The 23,264-nt window shown below is 37.9% G+C and carries 23 protein-coding genes and 1 tRNA gene (1 of these 24 running past the window's edge); 13 read left to right on the forward strand and 11 right to left on the reverse strand.

Going from position 1 to position 23,264, the window contains the following annotated elements; translation table 11 throughout:
• Positions 1–326 precede the first annotated feature (326 nt).
• Positions 327–1,562 carry a site-specific integrase gene (locus HMPREF9078_RS05170; RefSeq protein WP_009418045.1) on the reverse strand — a complete coding sequence of 412 codons (1,236 nt, stop codon included), beginning with the start codon at positions 1,560–1,562 and terminating at the stop codon, positions 327–329.
• 283 nt (positions 1,563–1,845) lie between these two features.
• Here HMPREF9078_RS05170 and HMPREF9078_RS05175 point away from each other — a divergent pair, with 283 nt between their 5' ends.
• Positions 1,846–2,424, forward strand: coding sequence for a flavin reductase family protein (locus HMPREF9078_RS05175; RefSeq protein ID WP_009419684.1), 579 nt, complete (start codon positions 1,846–1,848; stop codon positions 2,422–2,424).
• Between the two features lie 136 nt (positions 2,425–2,560).
• Positions 2,561–4,624, forward strand: a complete 2,064-nt coding sequence (locus HMPREF9078_RS05180; RefSeq protein ID WP_009419685.1) for a M13 family metallopeptidase — start codon at positions 2,561–2,563, stop codon at positions 4,622–4,624.
• Here the strand turns inward: HMPREF9078_RS05180 and HMPREF9078_RS05185 are convergent.
• The 3 genes from HMPREF9078_RS05185 to prmA are packed head-to-tail and all read right to left on the reverse strand — an operon-like array spanning position 4,588 to position 7,613.
• Positions 4,588–6,087 carry an NAD(P)/FAD-dependent oxidoreductase gene (locus HMPREF9078_RS05185; protein ID WP_009419686.1) on the reverse strand — a complete coding sequence of 500 codons (1,500 nt, stop codon included), beginning with the start codon at positions 6,085–6,087 and terminating at the stop codon, positions 4,588–4,590. The two genes, HMPREF9078_RS05180 and HMPREF9078_RS05185, sit on opposite strands and share 37 nt — an antisense overlap.
• Before the next feature lie 3 nt (positions 6,088–6,090).
• Positions 6,091–6,777, reverse strand: a complete 687-nt coding sequence (locus HMPREF9078_RS05190; protein WP_009419687.1) for an SMUG2 DNA glycosylase family protein — start codon at positions 6,775–6,777, stop codon at positions 6,091–6,093.
• Complete coding sequence (gene prmA, locus HMPREF9078_RS05195) at positions 6,777–7,613, reverse strand: 50S ribosomal protein L11 methyltransferase (protein WP_009419688.1); 837 nt, start codon at positions 7,611–7,613, stop codon at positions 6,777–6,779. Before prmA ends, HMPREF9078_RS05190 begins: the two co-directional genes overlap by 1 nt.
• 498 nt (positions 7,614–8,111) lie before the next feature.
• On the opposite strand from prmA, the gene HMPREF9078_RS05200 reads away from it, so the two are divergent.
• The 4 genes from HMPREF9078_RS05200 (at position 8,112) to HMPREF9078_RS05215 (ending at position 11,275) form a co-directional block, all read left to right on the forward strand.
• Entirely contained in the window at positions 8,112–8,762 is a 651-nt protein-coding gene (locus HMPREF9078_RS05200) for a phosphatidylserine decarboxylase family protein (protein WP_009419689.1), read from the forward strand.
• 8 nt (positions 8,763–8,770) lie between these two features.
• On the forward strand, positions 8,771–9,907 hold the full coding sequence (locus HMPREF9078_RS05205) for a CapA family protein (RefSeq protein ID WP_009419690.1): 1,137 nt from the start codon (positions 8,771–8,773) through the stop codon (positions 9,905–9,907).
• 7 nt (positions 9,908–9,914) lie between these two features.
• Positions 9,915–10,634, forward strand: a complete 720-nt coding sequence (locus tag HMPREF9078_RS05210; RefSeq protein WP_009419691.1) for a YebC/PmpR family DNA-binding transcriptional regulator — start codon at positions 9,915–9,917, stop codon at positions 10,632–10,634.
• A 92-nt stretch (positions 10,635–10,726) separates the two neighbouring features.
• On the forward strand, positions 10,727–11,275 hold the full coding sequence (locus tag HMPREF9078_RS05215) for an RsmD family RNA methyltransferase (RefSeq protein WP_009419692.1): 549 nt from the start codon (positions 10,727–10,729) through the stop codon (positions 11,273–11,275).
• Here HMPREF9078_RS05215 and HMPREF9078_RS05220 read toward each other — a convergent pair.
• Together HMPREF9078_RS05220 and HMPREF9078_RS05225 are read right to left on the reverse strand one after the other, a co-directional pair.
• Positions 11,272–11,961 carry a DNA alkylation repair protein gene (locus tag HMPREF9078_RS05220; RefSeq protein WP_009419693.1) on the reverse strand — a complete coding sequence of 230 codons (690 nt, stop codon included), beginning with the start codon at positions 11,959–11,961 and terminating at the stop codon, positions 11,272–11,274. The genes HMPREF9078_RS05215 and HMPREF9078_RS05220 overlap by 4 nt on opposite strands.
• A 19-nt stretch (positions 11,962–11,980) precedes the next feature.
• Positions 11,981–12,469, reverse strand: coding sequence for a DUF2271 domain-containing protein (locus HMPREF9078_RS05225; protein WP_009419694.1), 489 nt, complete (start codon positions 12,467–12,469; stop codon positions 11,981–11,983).
• Between the two features lie 148 nt (positions 12,470–12,617).
• Between HMPREF9078_RS05225 and HMPREF9078_RS05230 the strand changes: the two genes are divergently transcribed.
• The 7 genes from HMPREF9078_RS05230 to mgtE all read left to right on the forward strand — a co-directional run bounded on the left by HMPREF9078_RS05230 (position 12,618) and on the right by mgtE (position 19,734).
• Positions 12,618–13,655: a DUF445 domain-containing protein gene (locus HMPREF9078_RS05230; protein WP_009419695.1), complete on the forward strand. Its 1,038-nt coding sequence runs from the start codon at positions 12,618–12,620 to the stop codon at positions 13,653–13,655.
• Positions 13,656–13,740: 85 nt separating this feature from the next.
• Positions 13,741–14,871: a tRNA guanosine(34) transglycosylase Tgt gene (tgt, locus tag HMPREF9078_RS05235; RefSeq protein ID WP_009419696.1), complete on the forward strand. Its 1,131-nt coding sequence runs from the start codon at positions 13,741–13,743 to the stop codon at positions 14,869–14,871.
• A gap of 13 nt (positions 14,872–14,884) precedes the next feature.
• On the forward strand, positions 14,885–15,961 hold the full coding sequence (locus HMPREF9078_RS05240) for an LptF/LptG family permease (protein WP_009419697.1): 1,077 nt from the start codon (positions 14,885–14,887) through the stop codon (positions 15,959–15,961).
• 349 nt (positions 15,962–16,310) lie between these two features.
• Positions 16,311–16,964 carry a hypothetical protein gene (locus HMPREF9078_RS05245; protein WP_009419698.1) on the forward strand — a complete coding sequence of 218 codons (654 nt, stop codon included), beginning with the start codon at positions 16,311–16,313 and terminating at the stop codon, positions 16,962–16,964.
• 146 nt (positions 16,965–17,110) lie between these two features.
• Positions 17,111–17,554, forward strand: coding sequence for a hypothetical protein (locus tag HMPREF9078_RS05250; RefSeq protein ID WP_009419699.1), 444 nt, complete (start codon positions 17,111–17,113; stop codon positions 17,552–17,554).
• Between the two features lie 23 nt (positions 17,555–17,577).
• A complete protein-coding gene (rsmA, locus tag HMPREF9078_RS05255; protein WP_009419700.1) occupies positions 17,578–18,351 on the forward strand; it encodes a 16S rRNA (adenine(1518)-N(6)/adenine(1519)-N(6))-dimethyltransferase RsmA in 774 nt (257 codons plus the stop codon).
• A gap of 27 nt (positions 18,352–18,378) precedes the next feature.
• Positions 18,379–19,734 carry a magnesium transporter gene (gene mgtE / locus HMPREF9078_RS05260; RefSeq protein ID WP_009419701.1) on the forward strand — a complete coding sequence of 452 codons (1,356 nt, stop codon included), beginning with the start codon at positions 18,379–18,381 and terminating at the stop codon, positions 19,732–19,734.
• Between the two features lie 41 nt (positions 19,735–19,775).
• Here mgtE and HMPREF9078_RS05265 read toward each other — a convergent pair whose 3' ends face one another.
• From HMPREF9078_RS05265 to HMPREF9078_RS11890, 5 genes are all read right to left on the reverse strand, one after another.
• Positions 19,776–20,990: a folylpolyglutamate synthase/dihydrofolate synthase family protein gene (locus HMPREF9078_RS05265; RefSeq protein ID WP_034542921.1), complete on the reverse strand. Its 1,215-nt coding sequence runs from the start codon at positions 20,988–20,990 to the stop codon at positions 19,776–19,778.
• 109 nt (positions 20,991–21,099) lie between these two features.
• The gene (locus HMPREF9078_RS05270) at positions 21,100–21,927 is read right to left on the reverse strand and encodes an energy transducer TonB (protein WP_009419703.1); all 828 of its coding nucleotides are present in this window, start codon (positions 21,925–21,927) and stop codon (positions 21,100–21,102) included.
• A gap of 8 nt (positions 21,928–21,935) precedes the next feature.
• Positions 21,936–22,322, reverse strand: a complete 387-nt coding sequence (locus tag HMPREF9078_RS05275; RefSeq protein WP_002672086.1) for a biopolymer transporter ExbD — start codon at positions 22,320–22,322, stop codon at positions 21,936–21,938.
• 27 nt (positions 22,323–22,349) lie between these two features.
• Positions 22,350–23,054 (reverse strand): MotA/TolQ/ExbB proton channel family protein, encoded by a 705-nt coding sequence (locus tag HMPREF9078_RS05280; RefSeq protein ID WP_002672085.1) that lies wholly within the window; start codon positions 23,052–23,054, stop codon positions 22,350–22,352.
• Between the two features lie 170 nt (positions 23,055–23,224).
• Positions 23,225–23,264: transfer RNA gene (locus tag HMPREF9078_RS11890), tRNA-OTHER, on the reverse strand (it continues 57 nt past the right edge of the window).

Raw genomic sequence — 23,264 nt, forward strand, 5'->3', positions numbered from 1 at the left:
GTGCCATAAAAGGTCTGTGTTTAGCTTCTGCAAGGTTTTTCAAAAAAATACTACCCGCAGGACAACGGACAAGGGCTGGAGATTTTTTTGAAAACCCATCGGGCTTGACCTTGCAAGAAGCGTTAATAACACAGAAATACCTTTGCACTCCAACAACGAACCGCCATTACGTGCCTTAAGTGTTTAAAACAGGGAAAATAGGTAAGTCTTAATAACACTCTTATCTTTGTGAGATAGCTTTTTGTAAGGCAACAAAAAAATCCATTGATACATCTCTTTTTGAAATATTATCAATGGATTTCTAATTTTTAAAAGACACTGAGAAGCTATCCTATCTTTAAATTCTTTAATCGTTCGGTAGCAATTTCCATATCCTTGCTGATTTTCTCATTGGTGATTTTAGCATAAATCTGGGTAGTTTTGATATTCTTATGTCCCATCATCTTACTAACACTTTCCAAGGGAACCCCTTCTGTTAAGAACAGAGTACCAAAGGTATGGCGTGCCCAGTGAAATGAAATGGGTTTTTCACGAATGATGTTACAATCTTTCATCATCTTTCTGATTAAGAGGTTGCAATTAGCATTGGAGGGTGTAGGAAACAATGCCTCTGTACGAGTCGTACCTTCATATTTTTCAATAATTTTCTCGGCTATATCCAACAGACGTACATTACAGGGCACATCAGATTTCTGACGGCGTTTGATAAGCCATTTGTTGCCGTCAAAGAACGATTGTAAGTGGCTTCTTTTAAGTTGTTTGATATCAATATAAGAGAAGCCTGTAAAGCAACTAAAAACAAATAGGTCTCGTACTAATTCAGCAGAAGCACTCTTAGGGTGATATTGTAAAAGAGTTTCTACTTCCTCTCTAAGCAAATAGCCTCTATCTTTCTCCTCCATAGAACTTATATAATTCTTAAAAGGATTGCGATAGATAATTCCTTTGTCTATGGCTATTTCTACCATTTTACAAAGGGGCATCATATAAACCCATATTGTGTTGTGAGTAAGACTTTTATTAACTCTAAGATAGAAATCAAAATCGTTGATAAAGTCTTCTGTAAGCTCTTTGAAAGAAATATCACTTCTGCGGTATTTATACTGGATAAACTCGCTCAAATGAGTATATACATTCTCATATTTGTTAAGAGTGCTGTAACTTCTAACACCTTTTTCTACCATCAAGGCAAAGCCTTCTTTGAAATTCTCATAGACTTTTAGCAAGGAATCTTCCATTACTCCTATGCCTAGAAAAGTAGCTTTTAGCTTCTGAGCAGTAACTACTCCCTCGTACTTCATCAACTCCTCATAATGAGTAATGATACGTGAGCGAATCTCTTCCAGCTTGCGATTAAGTTGGGTAGCTTCTTCTGTTTTACCTGTTACCCTTCCGTACTTCAAATCCCATTTCTGTGGAAGGATTTCAAGTTTGGTACTAAACTGAGCTACCTGATTGTCAATGGTAATACGCCCCATAATAGCAACCTTACCGTTCTTCTTTGGGGCATTCTTTTTAAGGTAAAACAATACCTTAAAGGTTGAGCGTTTTACTTTTTTCATACTCTAATTTTTTAATTTGCGAAAGTACTTTTTATCAAGTTACTATACAATATGAAAAAAGGTGTAAAACACTGAAATATAACCTACTAAAAAAAAATATTTTTCAAGATATTAGGTAACGATTTAGAAACCTAATTTTGAAAAAACCTGTCCAAATCATTTAAGTCTCTGTCTTCTCTTATCTTCCTATCAAAAAAATAATCCTCTTTGTATGAGTTAATTACATTATTTTTTGTAGTTTTGCATTTTATTCGTAATTTTGTTGAAAAATAAAAAAAATAGTATGAAGTCTTTTTTACCAACTATGTTTTATTACGGGTTTCCTGTAGTACTTCTTACTACTACTGATAAAAATGGAAACGCCGATGTAACGCCTATTTCAAGCACCTTTACTTTAGGTGCGAATGCTGTGATAGCGCTTGTAAAACTAAACAAGGCTTATCATAATGTGATGGAAGTGCCCGAGGTAGTTTTTAACCTCCCTACGGCAGCTATGTGGGAAAAAGTAGAGGCAATTGCCCCTTATACCGCTCAAAACCCTGTGCCTCCTCAAAAAATGGGTAAATACACTTATACTGACGACAAGTTTAGTATTGTAGGATTTACCCAATTACCTTCAGAAAAAGTACGCCCTCCGCGTATTGCCGAATGCCCTATTCAGGCAGAAGCTAAAGTGAAAAACGTGAATGACCGCGATGCTTATGTACTTGTAGAATTGGAATTTGTGCAAGTACACGCTGAAGACCATTTGGTAATGGAAGATAATAAAATCAATCCATTAGAATGGGAACCACTTATCTATAACTTTAAACATTATTACGGATTGGGAGAACACAAAGGTTTGAATTTCAGTATTAAGTAATGGCTTATCTAAGATAAGAAAAAAGAAAGCTTTGCTAAAACTCTTACAAGGTTTAGCAAAGCTTTTTTTATATTCTTTATTGTTAATTGCTAATTATTTTTTACCTTTGCTTCATTAAACAAAAACATTATACAAGATGATGAGAAAAACAGTAAAAACCGCACTGTTGTTTTCGTCGGTAGCACTCATTGTTGCTTGTGGCGGGAATAACAAAAAATCAGAAAATGCAATGATAGACAAAAATGCAGACAAGGGGATTGTTCTTGCTGAAATGGACACTACAGTGCGTCCGCAAGATGATTTCTACAATTATGTGAACGGCACTTGGGCTAAAACTGCCAAAATACCAGCCGATAAACCTACGTGGGGCTCTTTCCATATCCTACGCGAGAAAACCGATGAGAATTGCTTGCTCATCTTGGATAATCTCCTCAAGGAAAACTTCGCTAAAGGTACTGAAGGTCAGAAAATAAAAGACCTCTATGAATCGTTTATCGATTGGAAAAAGCGCGATGCCGAAAGGCTTAAACCTATTGAAGGTTATTTGAATAAGATTGAGGCTATTAAAAAACTCACAGACCTTCAAAAGTATTTGGAAGAGGTAACTCGTGAGGGCGAAAACCCAATCTGTGCTTGGGGGGTATATGCCGATATGAAGGATTCTAATATGAATACTGTGTATCTCGGCAACTTTAGCATCGGTATGGGGCGCGATTACTACCAAAAAGATAACAAGGAGAATACTGAGGCTTTACAAAAGTATCAAGATTATGTAAAGGCTATCTTCAAAGTGCTTAAAGACGACAAAGCCGCTGAGAAAGCTAAACAAATAGTAGATTTTGAACGCTCGGTAGCTAAACTAATGCTCACCAATGAGGAAGACCGCAATCCTAACCTTAGCTACAACCCTCAAACAATGGCTGAGCTCAGCAAATTAGTGAAGAACCTCAATCTACCTCAGTTTCTTAAAAACGTAGGGGTGAACACTGATAAAGTAGTTGTTTCTGAAATTCGTTTGTACAAACAATACGATAAGTTTATCAACGAAAAGAACTTACCTCTTATCAAAGATTACCTCAAATATCAATTAGTAGCTGATAATGCGAGCAACCTTACCAAAGAACTCGATGAGCTTTCTTTTAATTTCTACAACAAGGAGTTACAAGGACAACAAGAACAACGTCCAATGAACAAACGCGCTCTAAGCGTTATCAATAGTATTTTGGGTGAAGCCTTTGGTAAATTGTATGTAGAAAAATATTTTCCACCTAAAGCTAAAGAAGAAATGGTTACTTTGGTAGACTATCTCAAAAAGAGCTTTGCACAACACATCAAAGATGTAACTTGGATGTCAGATGCTACTAAGGAAAAGGCTTTGGCTAAACTCAATAAATTTACTGTGAAAGTAGGTTACCCCGATAAGTGGGAAGACTACTCTAAATTGACCATTGAACCGGCTGCTAAAACGGTGTATTTTGCTAACTTGCAACGCGTGAGTGAATGGGCTTACCAAAAGAGTTTGGAAAAAGTAGGTAAGCCTGTAGATAAAACTAAATGGGGTATGTCGCCTCAAACAGTGAATGCGTATTACAATCCGTTGTATAATGAAATTGTGTTCCCTGCGGCTATCTTACAACCTCCTTTCTTCAATTTCGAAGCCGATCCAGCGGTGAACTTCGGGGGTATTGGTGCTGTAATAGGTCACGAAATGACACACGGATTTGACGATAGTGGCGCTGAATTTGACGGCGATGGTAATCTAAAAAATTGGTGGACTCCTGAAGATAAAAAGAACTTTGAGAACGCTACCAAAGCCCTTGCTAAACAATACGACCAATACGAACCTGTAAAAGGTGTATTTGTAAATGGTACTTTCACCAGTGGTGAAAACATAGCCGACCTCGGTGGGGTGAACATCGCTTTTGATGCTTTGCAAATGTACTTAAAAGACAAAGGTAATGTAGGTAAAATAAGCAATTTCACTCAAGAACAACGTTTCTTTATCTCTTGGGGTACTGTATGGCGTACGCTTTCTACTGATAAATATCTTACAAACCAAGTAAAAACCGACCCTCATAGCCCAGGATATTTCCGTTCATTTGGTCCGCTTGTGAATGTAGATGCTTGGTATAAAGCCTTTGATGTAAAAGAAGGTGATAAACTCTATAAAAAACCTGAAGACCGCATCAAAATTTGGTAGGTGAGTACCGCACTGATAGTAACTCCTACTAATCCGTGCATTGCAACACTCTGCCCTGTAACATACAAATTTTTGATGTGAGTTTGTGGCATAAAAACGCTTTCCATTATATGGTTAGCGTTTTTTTTGTAGCCGTACAATGCTCCTGTGGGATTGCCTATATAATCGCGGTAAGTAAGCGGTGTAGAGGTGTAGTAATGAGCAATAGCACTTTTGAGTGTAGGAAATTGTTGAGCAACTACATCTAATAAATCCATAGCGCGCTGACTTTTGAAAACTTCATACTGGTTGCCTCTTGGGTTGCCCTCGGTGTTGGTCGTAAAACTATTTTGCCAGCGTTGCAGTTCATTGGCGTTCATATAGGTGAGAATAGTAACATTATCAGTATACTCCCTGCTGTCCTTTGGTGGATTCATAGAGAGCATATACGAAATCGGGAAGTTGTTAGTAGGGTAATTAGTGGCGTGGTAAACACTGTTATTATCCTTAAACCAATACACATTATAGGGTAAGTAGCGAAAAGAATTTGGCTTGAGTACCAAATGCAATGAAAAGGCAGCAACCGTAGGTTGTAAGCCCTGCACGCGTTTGCAAAAAGAAGGCTTAAAAGGCTTTTTGCCTGTGATGTTGAGTAGTTGCTTTACATCTATAGCCGAGATGATTTGTTTTGCAACAAACTGCTCTCCTTGTTTGGTGAGTACTGTGTTGATAGTATTCCCCTCACTGTATTCAAAGCCTATAACCTCCCTTTGGTTGAAAAGGTCAGCACCGTATTGGCGTAATTTTTCAATGAGCAAGTTGGTGATTTGGCTACCACCTTGTGTGAGTCGCCAAGCGCTTTCTATATATGAATTGACCGATAGCGCGTGCACGTATAAAGGTGTCTGCTCATCAGCACCTCCATAGAGAAAGTTAGAGCCCAAGAGCACTGCTTTGAGTCGGTCGTTGGTAGTGATACCATTGAGGAAATCTAAGAGTTTCAAAGAAAGCGTATGAACATCGTAATCGGCTACTGCTTGTTTATGGCGGTAGAGTGGAAACTTATCGCAAATAGATTGCATTGTGTGGGCGTACTCTTCTAAGGCTTTCTTTTCATTAGGGAAATAGGAGAGGAGTTGTTGTACAAAGTTCTCATACCCCTGAGCGTGAGGATACATCACGTTTGGTGTATCGCCAAAACAAATACGGTCGTAGCCGTTTATATCAAGGCGTTCTACTGAAAGATGAGTGGCAATACCTGCATCTTTAAAATATTCGTATAACACCTGACCTTCTGCGAGACTTCCTATGTAATGCACTCCTGTATCAAACAGCGTATTATTGCGCACAAAAGTTTGCAGGTTACCCCCATACTGCTCATTTTTCTCCAATACACACACTTTCTTTCCTGCTTTAGCCAAGAGCAAAGCCGAAAAGAGCCCCGAAAGTCCGCTACCTATCACCAAAACATCGTATTGCTTCATTGTCTATATTCCAAAACTCGTCAAAAACTTATCGATATACAGCTGTTTTTCTTTTGATTTATACTGTTGGATAAAGCGAGGGTGCTCTAATACTACCATTTCACCAAATAAAGTAGCTTCTTTATTCAATTTTTGTAAGAAAGTAGCATTCTTTTTGCCTAATACGAACACCTTTTGAGTATCTACTCCTAAGGCGATATGCTTTTTTAAAGTTTCTATCATATAATCCTTTAATGATTTGAAGAGTGCTTCTTCATCGTAATAATTAGCATTGAGCCATTTGCCGTCAGAGGCTTTTCGCACAATAGCCAAAGGAAAAGGAGAATTGATATAAAAATCATTGTAGAACTTAGTAACTCCGCCGTATGCTTTTATCATATCATACATAAAAACAGATGATACTTCGTGGGTATATGCTGAAGTCATTGCAATACCACACTCGCTTTCTAATCGCTTGGTATCAGTAAAAGGAACGCCTGTAACTCCTGCCCCGTGTCGGCTAGGATTGATACCTATAATGAATTTCCGCTGACGGTTATCGTTGTAGAATTTGTGATAAAAAGCACGCATTACCTCCATAGTTTCAGGGTTATCCATATAAGGATTCAGCACATCAAAACCCTTAGGCAAGGATTGGTTGTACTCTAAATGTGTGTTGAAGTTGATAATTCTATCGGCAAAAGTATTCATTAGGCTTGTTTTTTGAATTTTACTGCTACCCATTTGTTGCGTTCTAAGTTCTCGATGTATTGCAGACCGTATGCTTCCGCTTTTTCGCGGATAAGAGGTATATCTTCCTTGTAAAAACCACTGAGCAAGAGAGTGCCTCCTGCTTTGAGGGCTGGCACATACTGCGGTATATCGTTTAAGAGAATATTGCGGTTGATATTCGCAATAATAAGGTCGAAGTCTTTTTCATTAGCCAGTGAAGAAGCATCTCCCAGCTGTACTTTGATGTGCTTACAACCATTGCGTTCTACGTTTTCAATGGAGTTCTCTACACACCATTCGTCTACATCAATGGCGAGTACCTCAGTAGCACCGCGTTTGGCTGCCATAATAGCGAGTACGCTTGTGCCACAACCCATATCGAGCACCTTTTTGCCTTTGAGTTCTTCCTTTAAAAGGAATTGCAACATCATATAAGTAGTTTCGTGATGACCAGTACCGAAACTCATCTTAGGGTCGATAACAATTTCATAAGGGGTATGTGCTTCGGGGTGGAAGGTAGCACGCACGGTACACTCATCGTCTACGGTGATAGGCTCGAAGTGTTTTTCCCATTCCTCATTCCAGTTCACCTGTTCAATAGTTTGATATGTGTAGGTAATTTGGAACTCCTCGCTGTGAAGTATCTGTATGTCAGAGAGTATATTAGCATTCCAAAAGGGGTCTTGTATATAAGCCTGCAAACCGGTTTCGGTATCTACAAAGCTCTCGAAGCCTACTTCGGCGAGTTCGGCAACTAATATTTCAGAAGCAACCCCCATAGGGGCAATGGTAAAAGTGTATTCTATGTAATTCATTAAATATAATTGATTATCAGTATTATTTATTTAAGTGGAGTACTGATTAGAAAACTGAGAAAAAAATGTTAAAATATATAAAAACCGTGCATTTTCTTCAAAAAAATTGATTAAAACACTTCTTTATCTTTATTACTATGAAAAAAAATAAATATTTATTAATCAGTTAAATAAGAGTTATAGCTACTCTGCTGTTTAGATGGTGTTAGAGCGAAGCTAAGACGAAGGAAAGACGAACCTAAGACGAAGGTAAGCCGAAGCTAACGTCTTATTAAGCTGTATTTCAATTGGTAAAAACTTCAATTTTCGACATTGAAAAAAAAATGTTAAAATTGCCGATATGCCAAAAAAAATGCAATGGTTATTAAAGTTTTAATGTCAGAGGGCAAAAGTAGTAAAAAAATAGGGAAGACCAAGAATTATGGTTGAAAAATATTTATTGTGCGTTGCAATTTGTTAATTCTTTCGTATCTTTGCACCCTAAAATAATTGCATACAATGTTTCACAAGGAAGGTTTTAAGATTATTCTCATTACGCTATTCGCCGTGATAGGTATATCGCTTATAGCGCATTATTTTATTGATATACTGTGGCTTAAAAAGCTTATACAGATAGTAGCTTTTTTATTTTTGATAGCTATATTGCAGTTCTTTAGAAATCCTAAACGCATTACGCCTAAAAATGACCAGCATATTATCGCTCCCGTAGACGGTAAGGTGGTGGTGATAGAAGAAGTGTTTGAGAAAGAATATTTTAAAGATAAACGTTTGCAGGTATCGATTTTTATGTCGCCTGTGAATGTGCACGTAACTCGTTATGCTTTAGGCGGAAAGATTACTTATAGCGAGTATCACCCGGGAAAGTATTTGGTAGCGTGGCACCCTAAGGCTTCGGAAGAGAATGAACGTACTACCATAGTGGTAGATAACCCTGTGTTCGGTGAAGTGTTATACCGACAAATAGCGGGAGCATTAGCTAAACGCATTGTGAATTATGCCAAAGTGGGTGAAACAGTGGTACAAGGCGAAGATGCTGGATTTATCAAATTTGGGTCGCGTGTAGACGTGTATTTGCCTTTGGGGACGAAAATAAATGTGCAACTCAATCAGACCGTAAAAGGAGGAATTGATGTGATTGCCGAAAAATAAAGGATAAGATGCAGAGAATCTTATTGTTAATAGCATTAAGTTTTAGTGAATATGCTACAGCCCAAATAGATAGTTTGGTGCATACTACTGTTGATACCTTACTCGTTCGTACCAAAGATACGCTTACCATAGTAGCCGTTGGCGATGTGATGATAGGATCGGGTTTTCCTGCTGGTTATTTGCCTAAGGACGATGCGGTGAACAGTTTTAAATACGTAAAACCCTATCTGAAAGGTGATATTGTGTTCGGAAATTTAGAAGGAGCGATACTCGATAGTGGCGATTCGGAGAAGTGCAAGAGTGGCGATTTGGAGAAGTGCAAGGATACAGAAGAGAGCCCTTGCTATGTTTTCCGTATGCCCAACCGCTATGGGAAAATCATTAAGGAAGCAGGTTTTAACCTGATGAGTACCGCTAATAATCACGCCAATGACTTTGGTGAAAAAGGACGGCGCAATACGGCTAAAATACTCGATAAGGTGGGTATATACCACGCAGGGCCAATAGAAAAAAAGTCGGTTGTATTTGAGAAAGAAGGCATAAAGTACGGTTTTTGTGCTTTTTCGCCCAATAGCAATATGCTATCGATAAACAACATAGAGCAAGCAACCAATTTGGTAAAGGAATTGCGCCCACAGGCGGATATCCTCATTGTTTCTTTCCACGGAGGCGCTGAAGGCTCTAAAAATACACGCGTACCGAGAGCTGATGAGTTTTTCTTCGGTGAAAATAGGGGGAATGTGTATAAGTTTGCGCACTCGGTAATAGACGCAGGTGCCGATATTGTATTGGGGCACGGGCCTCACGTTACCCGTGCGGTGGAAGTGTACAATAGGAAGTTTATCGCTTATAGTATGGGAAATTTCAATACTTATGGGCATTTTAATCTGCAAGGAGTTAATGGTATTGCTCCTTTGCTTGATATTAAGATTGACCGCAAAGGCAATTTTCTTTATGCCAATGTGATTTCAGTGAAACAGACGAAAGTGAAAGGATTAAAACTCGATAATGATTGCAAGGTGTTTAATGAGATGAAACGCCTTACTCATCTTGACTTTCCTGAGACACCTTTACACTTTGTGAATAACCAAATTTTGATTAAAACAACAGAACAGACAGATAACAAACTAATAACTAATAACTAAAATAAAAATGGGAAGAGCATTTGAATTTAGAAAAGCCCGTAAATTTAAGCGTTGGGCAGCAATGGCAAAAACATTTACCCGTTTAGGGAAAGACATCGTAATGGCAGTGAAAGAAGGAGGTCCTCACCCTGAGAGTAACTCGCGTTTGCGTGCCGTGATACAGAATGCCAAAGCCGCCAATATGCCTAAAGAAAATATTGAGCGTGCCATCAAAAAAGCAACTGAAAAAGATACTGCAAACTATAAAGAAGTTCTTTTTGAAGGCTATGCTCCTCACGGTATTGCTGTACTCATAGAAACGGCAACCGACAATAACAACCGTACCGTAGCTAATATCCGCAGTTATTTTAACAAGTGTAATGGTACTTTAGGCACATCGGGGTCAGTGGAGTTTATGTTCGACCACACTTGTAACTTCCGTATTAATGGCAATGGGATAGACCCCGAAGAGTTGGAACTCGAAATGATAGACTTCGGGGCAGAAGAAGTGTTCGTAGACGAAGACGGTATCCTCATCTATGCGCCTTTTGAGAGCTTTGGAGCTATCCAAAAAGAGTTAGAAAGCCGTAACATAGAAATCTTATCGTCAGGCTTTGAGCGTATTCCACAAGTAACGAAAGAACTTACCCGTGAAGAACAAGCCGATGTGGAGAAACTTCTCGAGAAGATAGAAGAAGATGAGGACGTGCAACAGGTGTACCACACGATGAAAGAAGCGGAAGAATAATTAATGAATTTATTCTTTACCCAAGAAGCTATGAACGAGGAAATGCAGAGTTTAGCAGTGAGGGAAACTGTTCAATAAAAAGGTTAATCTTTATGAGAATAATATCAGGGAAGAATAAAGGGAAACAGCTTATAGCACCTAATAAATTGCCAGTTCGCCCTACTACCGATTTTGCGAAGGAAGCTCTTTTTAATATACTCAATAACTATTATTATTTTGAAGAACTTTCTGTACTCGACCTTTTTGCAGGAACAGGAAATATTAGCTATGAGTTTGCCAGTAGAGGTTGCCCCTCAGTATTATCAGTTGATAACCATAACGGTTGTGTGCAATTTATCAATAAAATAGCACGTGAATTAGTCTACCCTATTACAGCACTTAAAGCCGATGTATATGAATATTTAAAACGTACTACTCAGCAGTTTGATGTTATCTTTGCTGACCCTCCGTATGATTTCCTGATTGAAAAGTTTGTTACTATTGCCGATATTGTCTTCAATCAAAACTTACTTACTGAAAATGGAATGCTGATTATTGAACATTCGTCTAAAACAGATTTATCAGAACAGCCATTTTTCTCACAAGCGAAGAAATATGGGGGGAGCGTATTTAGTTTTTTTGAAAGAGAAGAGCAAGATTAGAGTTTAAACTGCGACAAATATTTCTTAGTATCTTCGGAAATACGGCGACTTTCCCTTGCTTTTTGTATACTCTTATTTTGAACAAAGGGAGAAAGTGTTTTTGATTCTATGTAAGGGATTGTTGCTTCATATTGTTTTGTTAAAGCAGTAGCAAAGTACCACGCTATCATCATATTTATATAATATTCATCTGAGGTAATTTTTGCTACCCAGGTTAAGTATTCTTCCTTAAAAAGCGCATCTAAATAATTAGACAATAACAAGCCAATTCCGTAACGTACTGTATAGGTTTCTTTCCTTGTAATCCATTGTTTGATGTGTTTTAATGTCTCTTCGGGGTATTTCAAGAAGATTTTAGGAGCAAAGGTATCACACGTAGCCCAATTATCAATATAAGGGAGGAACCGCTCTGTATATTGCATCGCTTTATCAAAATCTTTTAGCTGTTCAATGATAAAACCGTGTAGATTATTCTCCTCATAATAATAATGAGGTAACTCTTCTAAAAAAGACATTGCCTCAGTGGGGTAATGCTTTACTAATTCTTTAGCTAACGCTCGCATTGCAGGTGTTCTAACCCCTATAATACGAGATTTCTCCACAGTGGGAATCAAATTCGCTGTAAAATCTCTATAAGGAGAGTCTTCTAATGCCCATAACCGGTCTAAAATAATTTCTTTACTCATAATTTCTTTAAGGTGATTGTCAATCGTTAGGCATTAATCTCACATAACGGATATAACCTTTACCTTCAATTTTAGTGTTAAGGTTCTCGGTTTTAAATTCCACTTCAGCATCTTTAGCATAGTAATATTCATCTTCAACGGCAGTCTCAAAACGTATTTTGTAGCCCTTGTTCAGTTTACTATCATCAATTGTAAGTATCTTTACAGCGCGTTCTCCTCCGCTAATGGTAGCTCCCGTAATCCCATCAATTGTCTGGCGTTTGCCATAAAACTTCCACCATTGAGTAAGATCGTCGTACCATTCAGGGTCATCTCCAAGGATTTGTAGTGTTTGCTCATATTTACCTTCGGGATTGATGAGAGAAACTACTATGTAGGCTCCTTCACCCTTGTAATTGGTGAGTTGTATGAGGCATTTGTATTTTTTAACAGTTGCTTGCTGTACAAATGAAAGAGTAAGTAAAGCAATTATTACTACGGTTAATGTTATTAAAAAGTGCTTTTTCATTTTTTTTATAGTTAAGGGTTAAATACAAATCAGTTAGAATAAACTGATGCAAAGATAGGCAATAATTACTATCTGACAATTTATATACTCAACTTTTTTATTTTTCACACTTTTCTTCGTATCTTTGCACCTGAAAAGCTGATAATTTATGAACAGTTCCAAGCGCCAAAAACTACAACACCACAAGAATATAGCTACGGGGCTCTTTGTTTTGATGCTCATCATTTATATAGCAATGGTGGTATGGCACAAAAAAGCTCCCAAACTCACTTTTATAGGTTATATAAAGGCTTTTTCCGAAGCCGCTATGGTAGGAGCGCTTGCCGATTGGTTTGCAGTAACAGCACTCTTTCACAAACCATTAGGATTAAACATTCCACATACCAACCTCATTGAGGAAAGAAAGAATGACATCGGGGAGAATTTAGGTGATTTCGTCGTGGAGAACTTCCTTAAACCTAAACAGATACGTCCTTACATCACCGATATTAAAGTATCATCATTTATAGTTGAGTGGCTCTCGAAAGAAAGTACTCCTCACCAGATAGAAACTTTTGTAAGAAAAATACCTCTCAATGCAAAAGTAAGCGAAGTACTCACCACTTTTTTAGATGAGAATAAACATCAGAAATTCCTTCGAAAAGCTTTTGAAAAGGTAGCTACTTACCTCGCCAAACATCAAGAGCTAGTGCAACACGAAATTGACAGCCAATTTCCTCCTCTTGTTCCATCGTTTATTAAAGATACAATTACTCGGAAGGTAAATAATGGGCTCTATCAGTTAGTTGTAAAAGCATCAGAAGATGAAACACACCCTATCAGGGCTGAAATTACAGCGCAATTATATCAATTTGCTGAAAAACTCAATACTCCTGAGTGGGAACAACATCTTGCAAAGCTATTGCACACTGCTACGGAGCGCCTCACCGATGAACTCCACCAAAATGCCCAGCTGCAACACCAAATAGACGCTTGGGTACAGAAAACTGCCTATCAGTTTGTGCTAAAAAACAAAGAAGAAGTGGGAAAACTCATCAGTCATACGGTGGAGAATTGGGGGGGACGTGAATTGAGCGAAAAACTTGAATTGGAAGTAGGTAAAGACCTTCAATTTATCCGTATCAATGGCACTTTGGTAGGCGGATTAGTCGGTTTGGCTATTTACGCCTTTACTCAGTTATTCTGAAAGAGATATTAGTCTATTTGCTAATTTTTCTAATTTGCTAATTTGTTAATTCTTTCCTACCTTTGCGCCCGAAAATGTTTCAACTATGGATTTTGAAATACTAAAAACAGATGAACATACAAAAGCACGTGCTGGGAAGATTACTACCAGCCACGGCGTGATTGAAACCCCGATTTTTATGCCTGTGGGAACGGTGGGAAGCGTGAAAGGAGTACACCAACGCGAACTGAAAGACGATATTAATGCCGATATCATTTTGGGGAACACCTATCATCTTTATTTACGACCTCAAACACTCATTTTGGAAAAAGCGGGAGGCTTACATAAGTTTATTAATTGGGATAGAAACATACTTACCGATAGCGGTGGTTATCAAGTATATTCATTGGCTGCCAACCGAAAGATAAAAGAAGAAGGTGTAAAGTTCAAAAGTCATATCGATGGCTCTTTTCACGTTTTTTCACCCGAAAAAGTAATGGAAATAGAGCGCAGTATAGGTGCTGATATTATGATGGCTTTTGATGAATGCACGCCTTACCCTTGTGAATACGGTTATGCAAAACGTTCAATGCACCTTACACATAGGTGGCTCGATAGATGCATTGCTCACCTCGAAAAAGTACCTCCTAAATACGGTTATCATCAAAGTTTATTCCCGATAGTACAAGGGTCAGTCTATAAAGACCTTCGTACACAGTCTGCCGAATATATTGCAAGCAAAAATGCCGACGGAAACGCTATCGGGGGGCTATCAGTAGGTGAACCCGTAGAACAAATGTATGAAATAACCGAACTTGTATGCGATATTCTCCCCAAAGACAAGCCCCGATACCTTATGGGAGTGGGTACACCCGTTAATATATTGGAAAATATTGCTTTGGGAGTGGATATGATGGATTGTGTAATGCCCACGCGCAATGCTCGCAACGGAATGCTCTTTACTGCAAAAGGAATTATCAATATTAAAAACAAAAAATGGGAAGATGATTTCTCGCCCATAGACCCTGATGGGCATACTTACGTAGATACCTATTACACGAAAGCCTATTTACGTCATTTATTCGCTGCTAACGAGTTTTTGGGCAAACAAATCGCTTCAATTCACAATCTTGGTTTCTATTTATGGCTTGTGAGGGAAGCTCGCCGACAAATTGTAGCGAGTACTTTTCTTACGTGGAAGACAAAAATGGTTGCTGATATGTCAAATCGTTTATAAAAAAAACAAAAAAATGAAAATACTCGACTGGTACATCTTAAAACGTTATCTTCTTACCTTCTTTATGATGATAATTCTCTTTATTCCTATCGGAATTATCGTAGATTTATCTGAAAAAGTAGATAAGATGATACAAAAGGGCGCTCCGATGAACGAAATACTGTGGTATTATCTCAGTTTTATCGTTTATTTTGCCAATATATTGTTTCCCATCTTGCTATTCCTCTCTATCATCTGGTTTACATCAAAGTTAGCCAATAATACCGAGATAATCGCTATCCAGAGCTCAGGTGTATCGTATATGCGTTTTTTGCGTCCGTATATCGTGGGTGCGAGTATCATTTCGGTAATAGTGTTTTTTATGGGAATGTTTATTGTACCCGCTGCTAGCACTGTGTATAATGATTTTTGGAATAAGTATATACGTTCTTCGAAGGTGGAAAGCGTTTCAGACCTCTACAATCAGTTTTCTGACAACGATTATCTTTATGTAAGCTCGTTTAACTACCAAGACAAACGCGGGTATAACTTTTCAGTAGAACATTTTAATGGTATTAAGATGACGGAAAAGATAAATGCCGAAACGATTCAGTGGATAGACAGCACGAAAACCTATCGGCTTACCAATTATTCCAAAAGAAAGATAGGGGAGGGCGACGATGTGATCGTGAAACGCGACCAGTTAGACACTATATTCAATTTCAAGCCTGATGACCTAATGCCGATGGAATATACAGCGGAAAATAAGAACTTGTTTGAGCTGAACAAGTTTATTGAACGCGAAAAGATGAAAGGTTCACCCAATTTAAATATGTATCTATTGGTAAAATACCGTCGTTGGGGTGCAATAAGTACTGCCTTTATCCTTACACTTATCGGCGTGGCTGTTTCATCGGTAAAAAAGCGCGGAGGAATGGGAATCAACCTAATGGTGGGAGGAGTCGTAGGGTTTAGTTTTGTGTTCTTCGACCGTGTGTTTGGAACCCTAGCCCAAACCTCAGGGGGCTTATCACCTTTGATGGCTGTCCTCTTGCCTAACCTTATTTTCCTTACCTTAGCTATCTTGTTACTCCGGAAAGTAAGAAATTGATAGAACATTTTAACCCTTTGTAACACCAAAAGAAAGTGCTGCAGTTGTAAAACAAAAGAAAGTAAATTTAAAAGATAATAGAGTAATAAGATAACAAAACTAAGTAATAAGTAAAAAGCGTATTGTAATGCCAAAATAACCCACTGTAACTACAAACGTAAGTAATGTAACAGCTTATCGTCTTATTTTAAATTGATATGAGAAGTTTACAAAGAATGCTTTTCTACAAACAAAAACAATAATTTGTACAGTGTTATTTGGCAGGATTTTTGCGGTATAAAAATGAATGTAAATCATAATGATTTAACATTTTCAACTAATTTATAGACCTTTTAAAATATGTAATATTATGAAGGAAAAGAGCACAGAATTAAAAACACTTGAAAACAGGCGTCTGTTATTTACCAATTACAGTGAAATAGCCGAATTGAAAGCTCAGTTAGAGGAGTATCAATACAATGAAGAGGCTATGAAAGTGGGTAAAGCGCTTTATGATAAAGCACAAGCCGCTTATAACGATAATTTGGCAAAAACAAGCCAAACGGTAGAGAAAAGAACCTTGTTTGAAAAGGCTTATAAAGCGATGAGCGACAAATATAAAGAACATCGCAAGGTCGCAAAAGTAGCGTTAAAAGCATCTCCCGAAGCGCTGGTATCATTTGGGTTAAAAGGAACGATGTCACGCGATTATCTGGAAGGTTTAGCCACCACGAAAAAGCTTTACGAAGGCATTAAAGCCACTACTACCCAGCGAGCAGCGCTCGACAGGTTTAAACTTACCGAAGCCGTCGCCGATGAACAGCTTTCAGCCATTGCGAAAGTGGAAGAACTCCGTGCGCAATACGTGAAATTGCGCGGTATCGACCAACAAGCCACTCAGGATAAGAACAAAGCCTTCGAGGCAATGAACAAATGGGTGAAGGAATTTTACGAAGTAGCCAAGATAGCTCTTTCCGACCGTCCGCAACTACTTGAAAGCATTGGTAAACTCGTAAAGAGTTAGTTGTAATGCAATAATATAAACATTTTAGCACAGAAGCCCACCCGCCACCAAAGTTAAGAATTTGTTCTTTTTCTTGTTTATAAATTTTTATTAGATTTTAGGGTGTGGCTTCTGTGTATTTTTAAATTGCACAAAAGAATAATATTATGAAAACAGCTATAGAATTTAAAAAAACACAATTTTCTTATATATTACTGTCTTTTTTAGCTTTTTTTATAGGGATTATAGCTTTTTCGGGCTATCAAAGCAAAGGAGGTTGGACAATAATTATATTATTAGTGGCTATTTTAGTAGCTGTATTCTATAAACTCACTATTGTAATTGATGATTATGGTATTGCAGCTTCATTTGGTATCGGTTTTTTGAATAGACGAATGAATTTTCAAGAAATGGACGTCTCTACTATTCAACTCATTGATATTCCTTGGTATTATGGCATTGGGATACGGTATACTTCGGCAGGTATCATCTATAATACGAAATATAATAAGGCAATCAGGATATTGTCTAAGGACAGAAAGAAAGTGTTTTTGGTAGGAACTGACCATTATGATGAAATAAGGTCGATACTTCTGCAAAAGAACAACTAAAAGTCTCGCTGAAAGGTATATAAATGGAATTAGTAAAAGCAAAAAAGCATTTAGGGCAACATTTCTTAAAAGATTTAAACATTGCACAGAAAATAGCTGATACATTATCGCTAAAAAACTATAAAAAAGTAGTAGAAATAGGAGCTGGAATGGGCGTACTTACTCAGTTTTTGCTCAAAAAAGGTATTGATGTGCACATAGTGGAAATCGATAAGGAATCGGTAGTTTATTTGGAGGCAAATTATCCTGCATTAAGAGGAAAAATAATTGCCGATGACTTTTTGAAATATGATGTAGCGGGTTATTTAGCCGAACCATTTGCCATTATAGGTAATTTTCCTTATAATATCTCTACTCAAATCGTTTTTAAACTACTTGAACTGCGAGAATACGTTCCTGAGTTCAGCGGAATGTTTCAAAAAGAAGTAGCTGAACGTATATGCGAGCACGAAGGTAGCAAAACGTATGGAATTTTGTCAGTTTTAGTACAGGCTTTTTATGAAACGAGCTATTTATTCACAGTTTCGGAGAGTGTTTTTAATCCTCCGCCCAAAGTAAAGAGTGGTGTAATACGATTAGTACGCAAAACTGACTTTCATTTAGATTGTGATGAAGGATTATTCTTTACCGTAGTGAAAACGGCTTTCAATCAACGACGAAAAACCCTTCGCAATAGTCTAAAATCACTACTTACAGATGAGAATTTAAAGCAAGACTCTATATTTGATAAACGTCCTGAGCAATTGCCTTGGCAAGAGTTTGTTTTTATTACTAAAAAAATCAGTAATCAAGTTTGATAGCTAACGATTTGACGTCTTGAAACTATGACAACTTTTAAAATAACAGATGAACTCATTGAGAAAATCCATAAACTCATTGAGGAAAAACAAAATAAAGAACTTACAATCCTCTTAAATGATTTGCACTATGCCGATATAGCCGAAATCATTCACGAATTGGATATTGAAGAGGGGGTATACATCATTCGTTTAATTGATGCTGAGAAAACATCAGATGTACTCACAGAATTAGACGATGATTATCGTGAGAATATCTTAAAAAACCTTTCTGCAAAAGAAATTGCCGATGAAATCATCGAGTTAGACACCGATGATGCGGTGGATATCATCTCTGAACTGCCCGAAGATAGAAAAACAGAGGTTATTTCGCATATCACGGACGTAGAACACGCCAAAGACATCGTAGAATTACTTCGTTATGGCGAAGATACAGCGGGAGGACTAATGGCGAAGGAACTTGTAAAGGTAAATGAGAATTGGGATGTGCTAAAATGCGTAAAAGAAATGCGCGAACAGGCGGCTCACGTTACTCGTGTGCATTCTATTTATGTAGTAGATGATAATGATGTGCTTAAAGGACGACTTTCACTTAAAGACTTGCTTACTACTTCCACACGTTCAGAAGTGAAAGACATTTATATTCCAAAAGTAGACTATGTATACGTTACTGATACTGCCGAAGAGGTAGCTCACATAATGAGTAAGTATGACTTAGAGGCAATTCCCGTAGTTGATGAGATGAAACGCCTTGTGGGACGTATCACTATTGATGATGTGGTGGACGTGATAAAAGAAGAAGCTGAAAAAGACTATCAGTTGGCAGCAGGTATTACCAATGATGTGGAGGCAAGCGATAGTGTATGGAAACTTACCAAAGCGCGTTTGCCTTGGTTACTTATTGGAATGTTCGGAGGATTAGGTGCAGCGAGTATTATTAATGGTTTTCAGGATACGATGATGATTTACCCTATATTATTGATATTTATTCCGCTTATTCAAGCTACTGCGGGAAATGTGGGAGTACAATCATCGGCGATAATAGTACAAGGGTTGGCAAATAATTCTATCGACGGCGAACTTATCAAGCGGTTGTTTAAAGAATTTCTATTAGGACTCATCAACGGAGGAACTATTGCAGGAATAGTGATATTAGTAAGCCATTTTGCTTTTCAAGCTGAGTATTTGGTAAGTATTACGGTAGCCATAGCACTCATTACAGTGATTGTAAATGCTGCTGTGATAGGTACTTTTATCCCGATACTTCTCCACAAGCGCGGTATTGACCCAGCGGTTGCTACGGGTCCGTTTATCACTACCAGCAACGATGTTTTAGGTATCTTGATTTACTTTTTTATTGCCAAAATGATATTAGGGTTTTAAAACAACCTTCATTTGCTTTTCAGCATTCACTTTTTGTTATTTTACAACACTTCCGCAACTACAAACGTGCTTCCACCAACAAAGATAAAGTCAGTGGGAAGTGCTTGTGCCTTAGCGGCATTTAAGGCTTCTGCTACTGAAGAATATGCGTCCCCTTGGAGTCCTTTTGTAGTGGCAATTTCTTTTAATGTATCTACATTAAGTCCTCTTGCAATAGCAGGACTGCAAAAATAATAGGTAGCTTCTTTTGGAAAAAGCTCTAAAACACTATTTACATCTTTTTCTTTTACAAAACCTACTACAATATGAAGGTGTGTATAGGTTTGCTTTTTGAGTTGTTCCATCACATAAGTAAGTCCTCCCACATTATGTCCTGTATCACATACGATAGTAGGGTAGGAGCCAAGGGTTTGCCAACGACCTTTCAGATTTGTATTGTGCACTACGTGTAAAAGACCTTGTGCAATATTCTCCGGAGTAATATCCCACCCCTGGTGGATAAGCAATTCGGTAACAGCTATTACTCCTTTGATGTTTTTCTCTTGGTAGGCACCTTGAAGGTCGGTTGTAAGAGAAGTTTCTATGTGATTGGCAAAAATAATAGGAGCATTCATTTCTTTAGCTTTTGCTGTGAAGACGGGAGCAGTTTCCTCTTGATATTCACTGATTACTACAGGCACATTTCGTTTGATAATACCAGCTTTTTCAAAAGCTATTTTAGGTAAAGTATCTCCTAAAATATCAGTATGGTCTTTAGAGATATTGGTAATAAGAGAAACTTCGGGAGTGATAATATTAGTAGAGTCAAAACGCCCTCCTAAGCCTACTTCTATCACAGCGATATCTACTTTTTCATTCTCGAAATAGCTGAACGCCATTCCTACTGTCATTTCGAAGAATGAGAGGTGATATTCTTCCAAAAAGGGTCTGTTTTTAGCTATAAAACTTACCACATAGTCTTCGGGTATTTCCTTCCCATTAATTTTGATACGTTCGCGGAAGTCTTTGAGGTGTGGAGAAGTGTACAATCCTACCTTATATCCTGCCTCTTGTAGGATAGATGCGAGCATACTGCTGGAAGAACCCTTTCCGTTAGTGCCTGCGATATGCAAACTTTTGAATTTTGTTTGAGGGTTTCCTAACACCGAAGTAAAGGCGAGGATATTATCTAATTTGTTGTTCAAAGCAGTTTTACCTTGTGTTTGAAACATTGGTAAGCGGTTGAACATCCACGAAAGTGTTTCTTGATAATTCAATGTTAAAGATAATTTTAGTTGTTGTACAATCAAAAATGAGATAATCAGTTATAGTATAACCATTATCTCACCCTTGTTAATTATTAATTACCAATTATTAATTGATTTCTTATTCTCCGAGTTTAAAGTTGATAACAATAAAACCTACTTGACGTGCAGGAGCATTATCATCGGCATTCCAGCGGTGCATAGCAGCTGTTTTTCGAGCAGCTTCCAGCAAACACTGAGCAGAGTTAGTAGTTCCTTTCACACCAGCAGTAGCTTTTACTACTTTGCCACTACGGTCTACTTCTATTTGCACTACCACGCGTCCTTCTTCATTGCAATTTTGAGGTACTTTACCTTGTGAAGCAATAGTACGACCTTTCAATCCCCAACCTTTGCCAGTGCCATTACCACCTCCTGAGCCATAATAAGAATTAGCGTACTGGCTACCATCTATCTGTCCTTGATAACCAGGTTGGTTGCCATCTCCTTGTCCTGAGGTGCCACTACCACCTGCATTGGCAGCTCCCAATATATTTGATAACGCATCCGAAGTTTCCCGTGAAGGCTTAGGATCGGGTTTGGGACTCTCTTTTGGAGTATCTTTTTTAGGTGTTTCTTTCTTCTTTTCTTTCTTTTTAGGTACTTCGGGTACAGAAACTTCTTCGTTGTTATCTTGAGCCAAAAGGTTTTCCTTTACTTCCTGTGAAGTACTCTGTTCTGGTTGTGTTTGAGGAGACGTTTTAGTTTCTTCCTGCTTAGCAGCACTTGGCGGAGGAGTGCGTTCGCCCATTCCTACCAAATCGACTCCATAAATAACCTCTACACCTTTTTCGGGCGGTGGGTCTAAGTACTTCATTCCTGCAAAAAACAGTATGAAGATTACTAAACACATCACAACCGTAGTGAGTGCTAAGGATTTACGTTTATGTTCTGTATCGAATAAATTCATATACCTTTCTATTTTGGACGAACAGCCAAAATCACCTTAAATTGGTTTTGGTTTGCCACATCCATCACTGTTACCGCATTTTCAATAGGCACACTTTCCTCTACACGCAAAATGATAGTAGGATTTTCCACTCCCTTGAGCGCTGATTTGAGCTCTGTATCGAGATTATCTACTGAAATAGGTTTCTTGTCAAGAAAATAGTTTAAATCTTTATCAATGCTTACTGAAACGTTTTGTGTATTAGTACTTTTACCTTTAGCTTTAGGCAATAACAAATCGAGTGCATTGGGGCTGTTGGCAGTAATCATAAAGAATATTAACAACAGAAACACAATGTCCGTCATAGACGACATACTGAACTCAGGACTTACTTTATTTCTACCTTTTAATTTCATAATTAGATCAGAGTAGTTTTTTAAGACCTATAGAGGTTCGTTTAACAAGTCTAAGAATTCAACAGCATTGGCTTCCATTAGGTGTACCACCTTATCAGTTTTTACTACTAAGTGGTTGTAGCCTACATAAGCAATAATTCCTACTATAAGCCCTGCTACGGTAGTTGCCATCGCGGTGTAGATACCACTTGCTAATGACCCCATCTCTGCCTGACCGCCTGCTGAAGCCATTTCGTGGAATGACATAATCATACCAACAACTGTGCCTAAGAAACCAATCATAGGTCCTGCTCCTGCAATAGTAGCGAGAATAGCCGTATTCTTTTCAAGATTGTAGACCTCTAAAGTCCCTGCATTTTCAATAGCTTTATTAATATCTTCAAGAGGCTTACCTATACGAGAAACCCCTTTTTCAATAAGGCGTGCTACAGGAGTATTGGATTGTACACAAAGCATTTTAGCAGCATCTAAGCGCCCAGCTGAGATACAATCACGTATTTTATACATAAAAGTTTTATCCATCTTAGAAGCTGCCTTAATAGCAAAAAGACGTTCAAAATAGAGAAAAAGAGCTACAGCGAGCATCACAAATAAAATACTAATAATAATGATACTCCCCATACCACCATCTAGAATCAGTTCCATTATAGAAAGGGTTTTCTCTTGTACTGCGACGGGAGCAGTGTCGGTTGCAGTAGTCGCAACGTCTACAGAAGTTTGTAATCCTAACATATTATTTTTGTTTTTCTGTTTAAAAATATTGCAAAAGTAAGAAATAATTATCAATACACAATTATTAATTAATAATTAACAATTTATAAAATTATAAGTGCTTGATAGTCATTTGTTGTTTAAATGAATAATTAACAAAAAAAGCTACTCAGTATATTGAGTAGCTTTTGTGGACTCTACTGGATTCGAACCAGTGACCCTCTGCTTGTA

The organism is Capnocytophaga sp. oral taxon 380 str. F0488, assembly GCF_000318255.2.
GTDB classification, from domain to species: domain Bacteria; phylum Bacteroidota; class Bacteroidia; order Flavobacteriales; family Flavobacteriaceae; genus Capnocytophaga; species Capnocytophaga ochracea.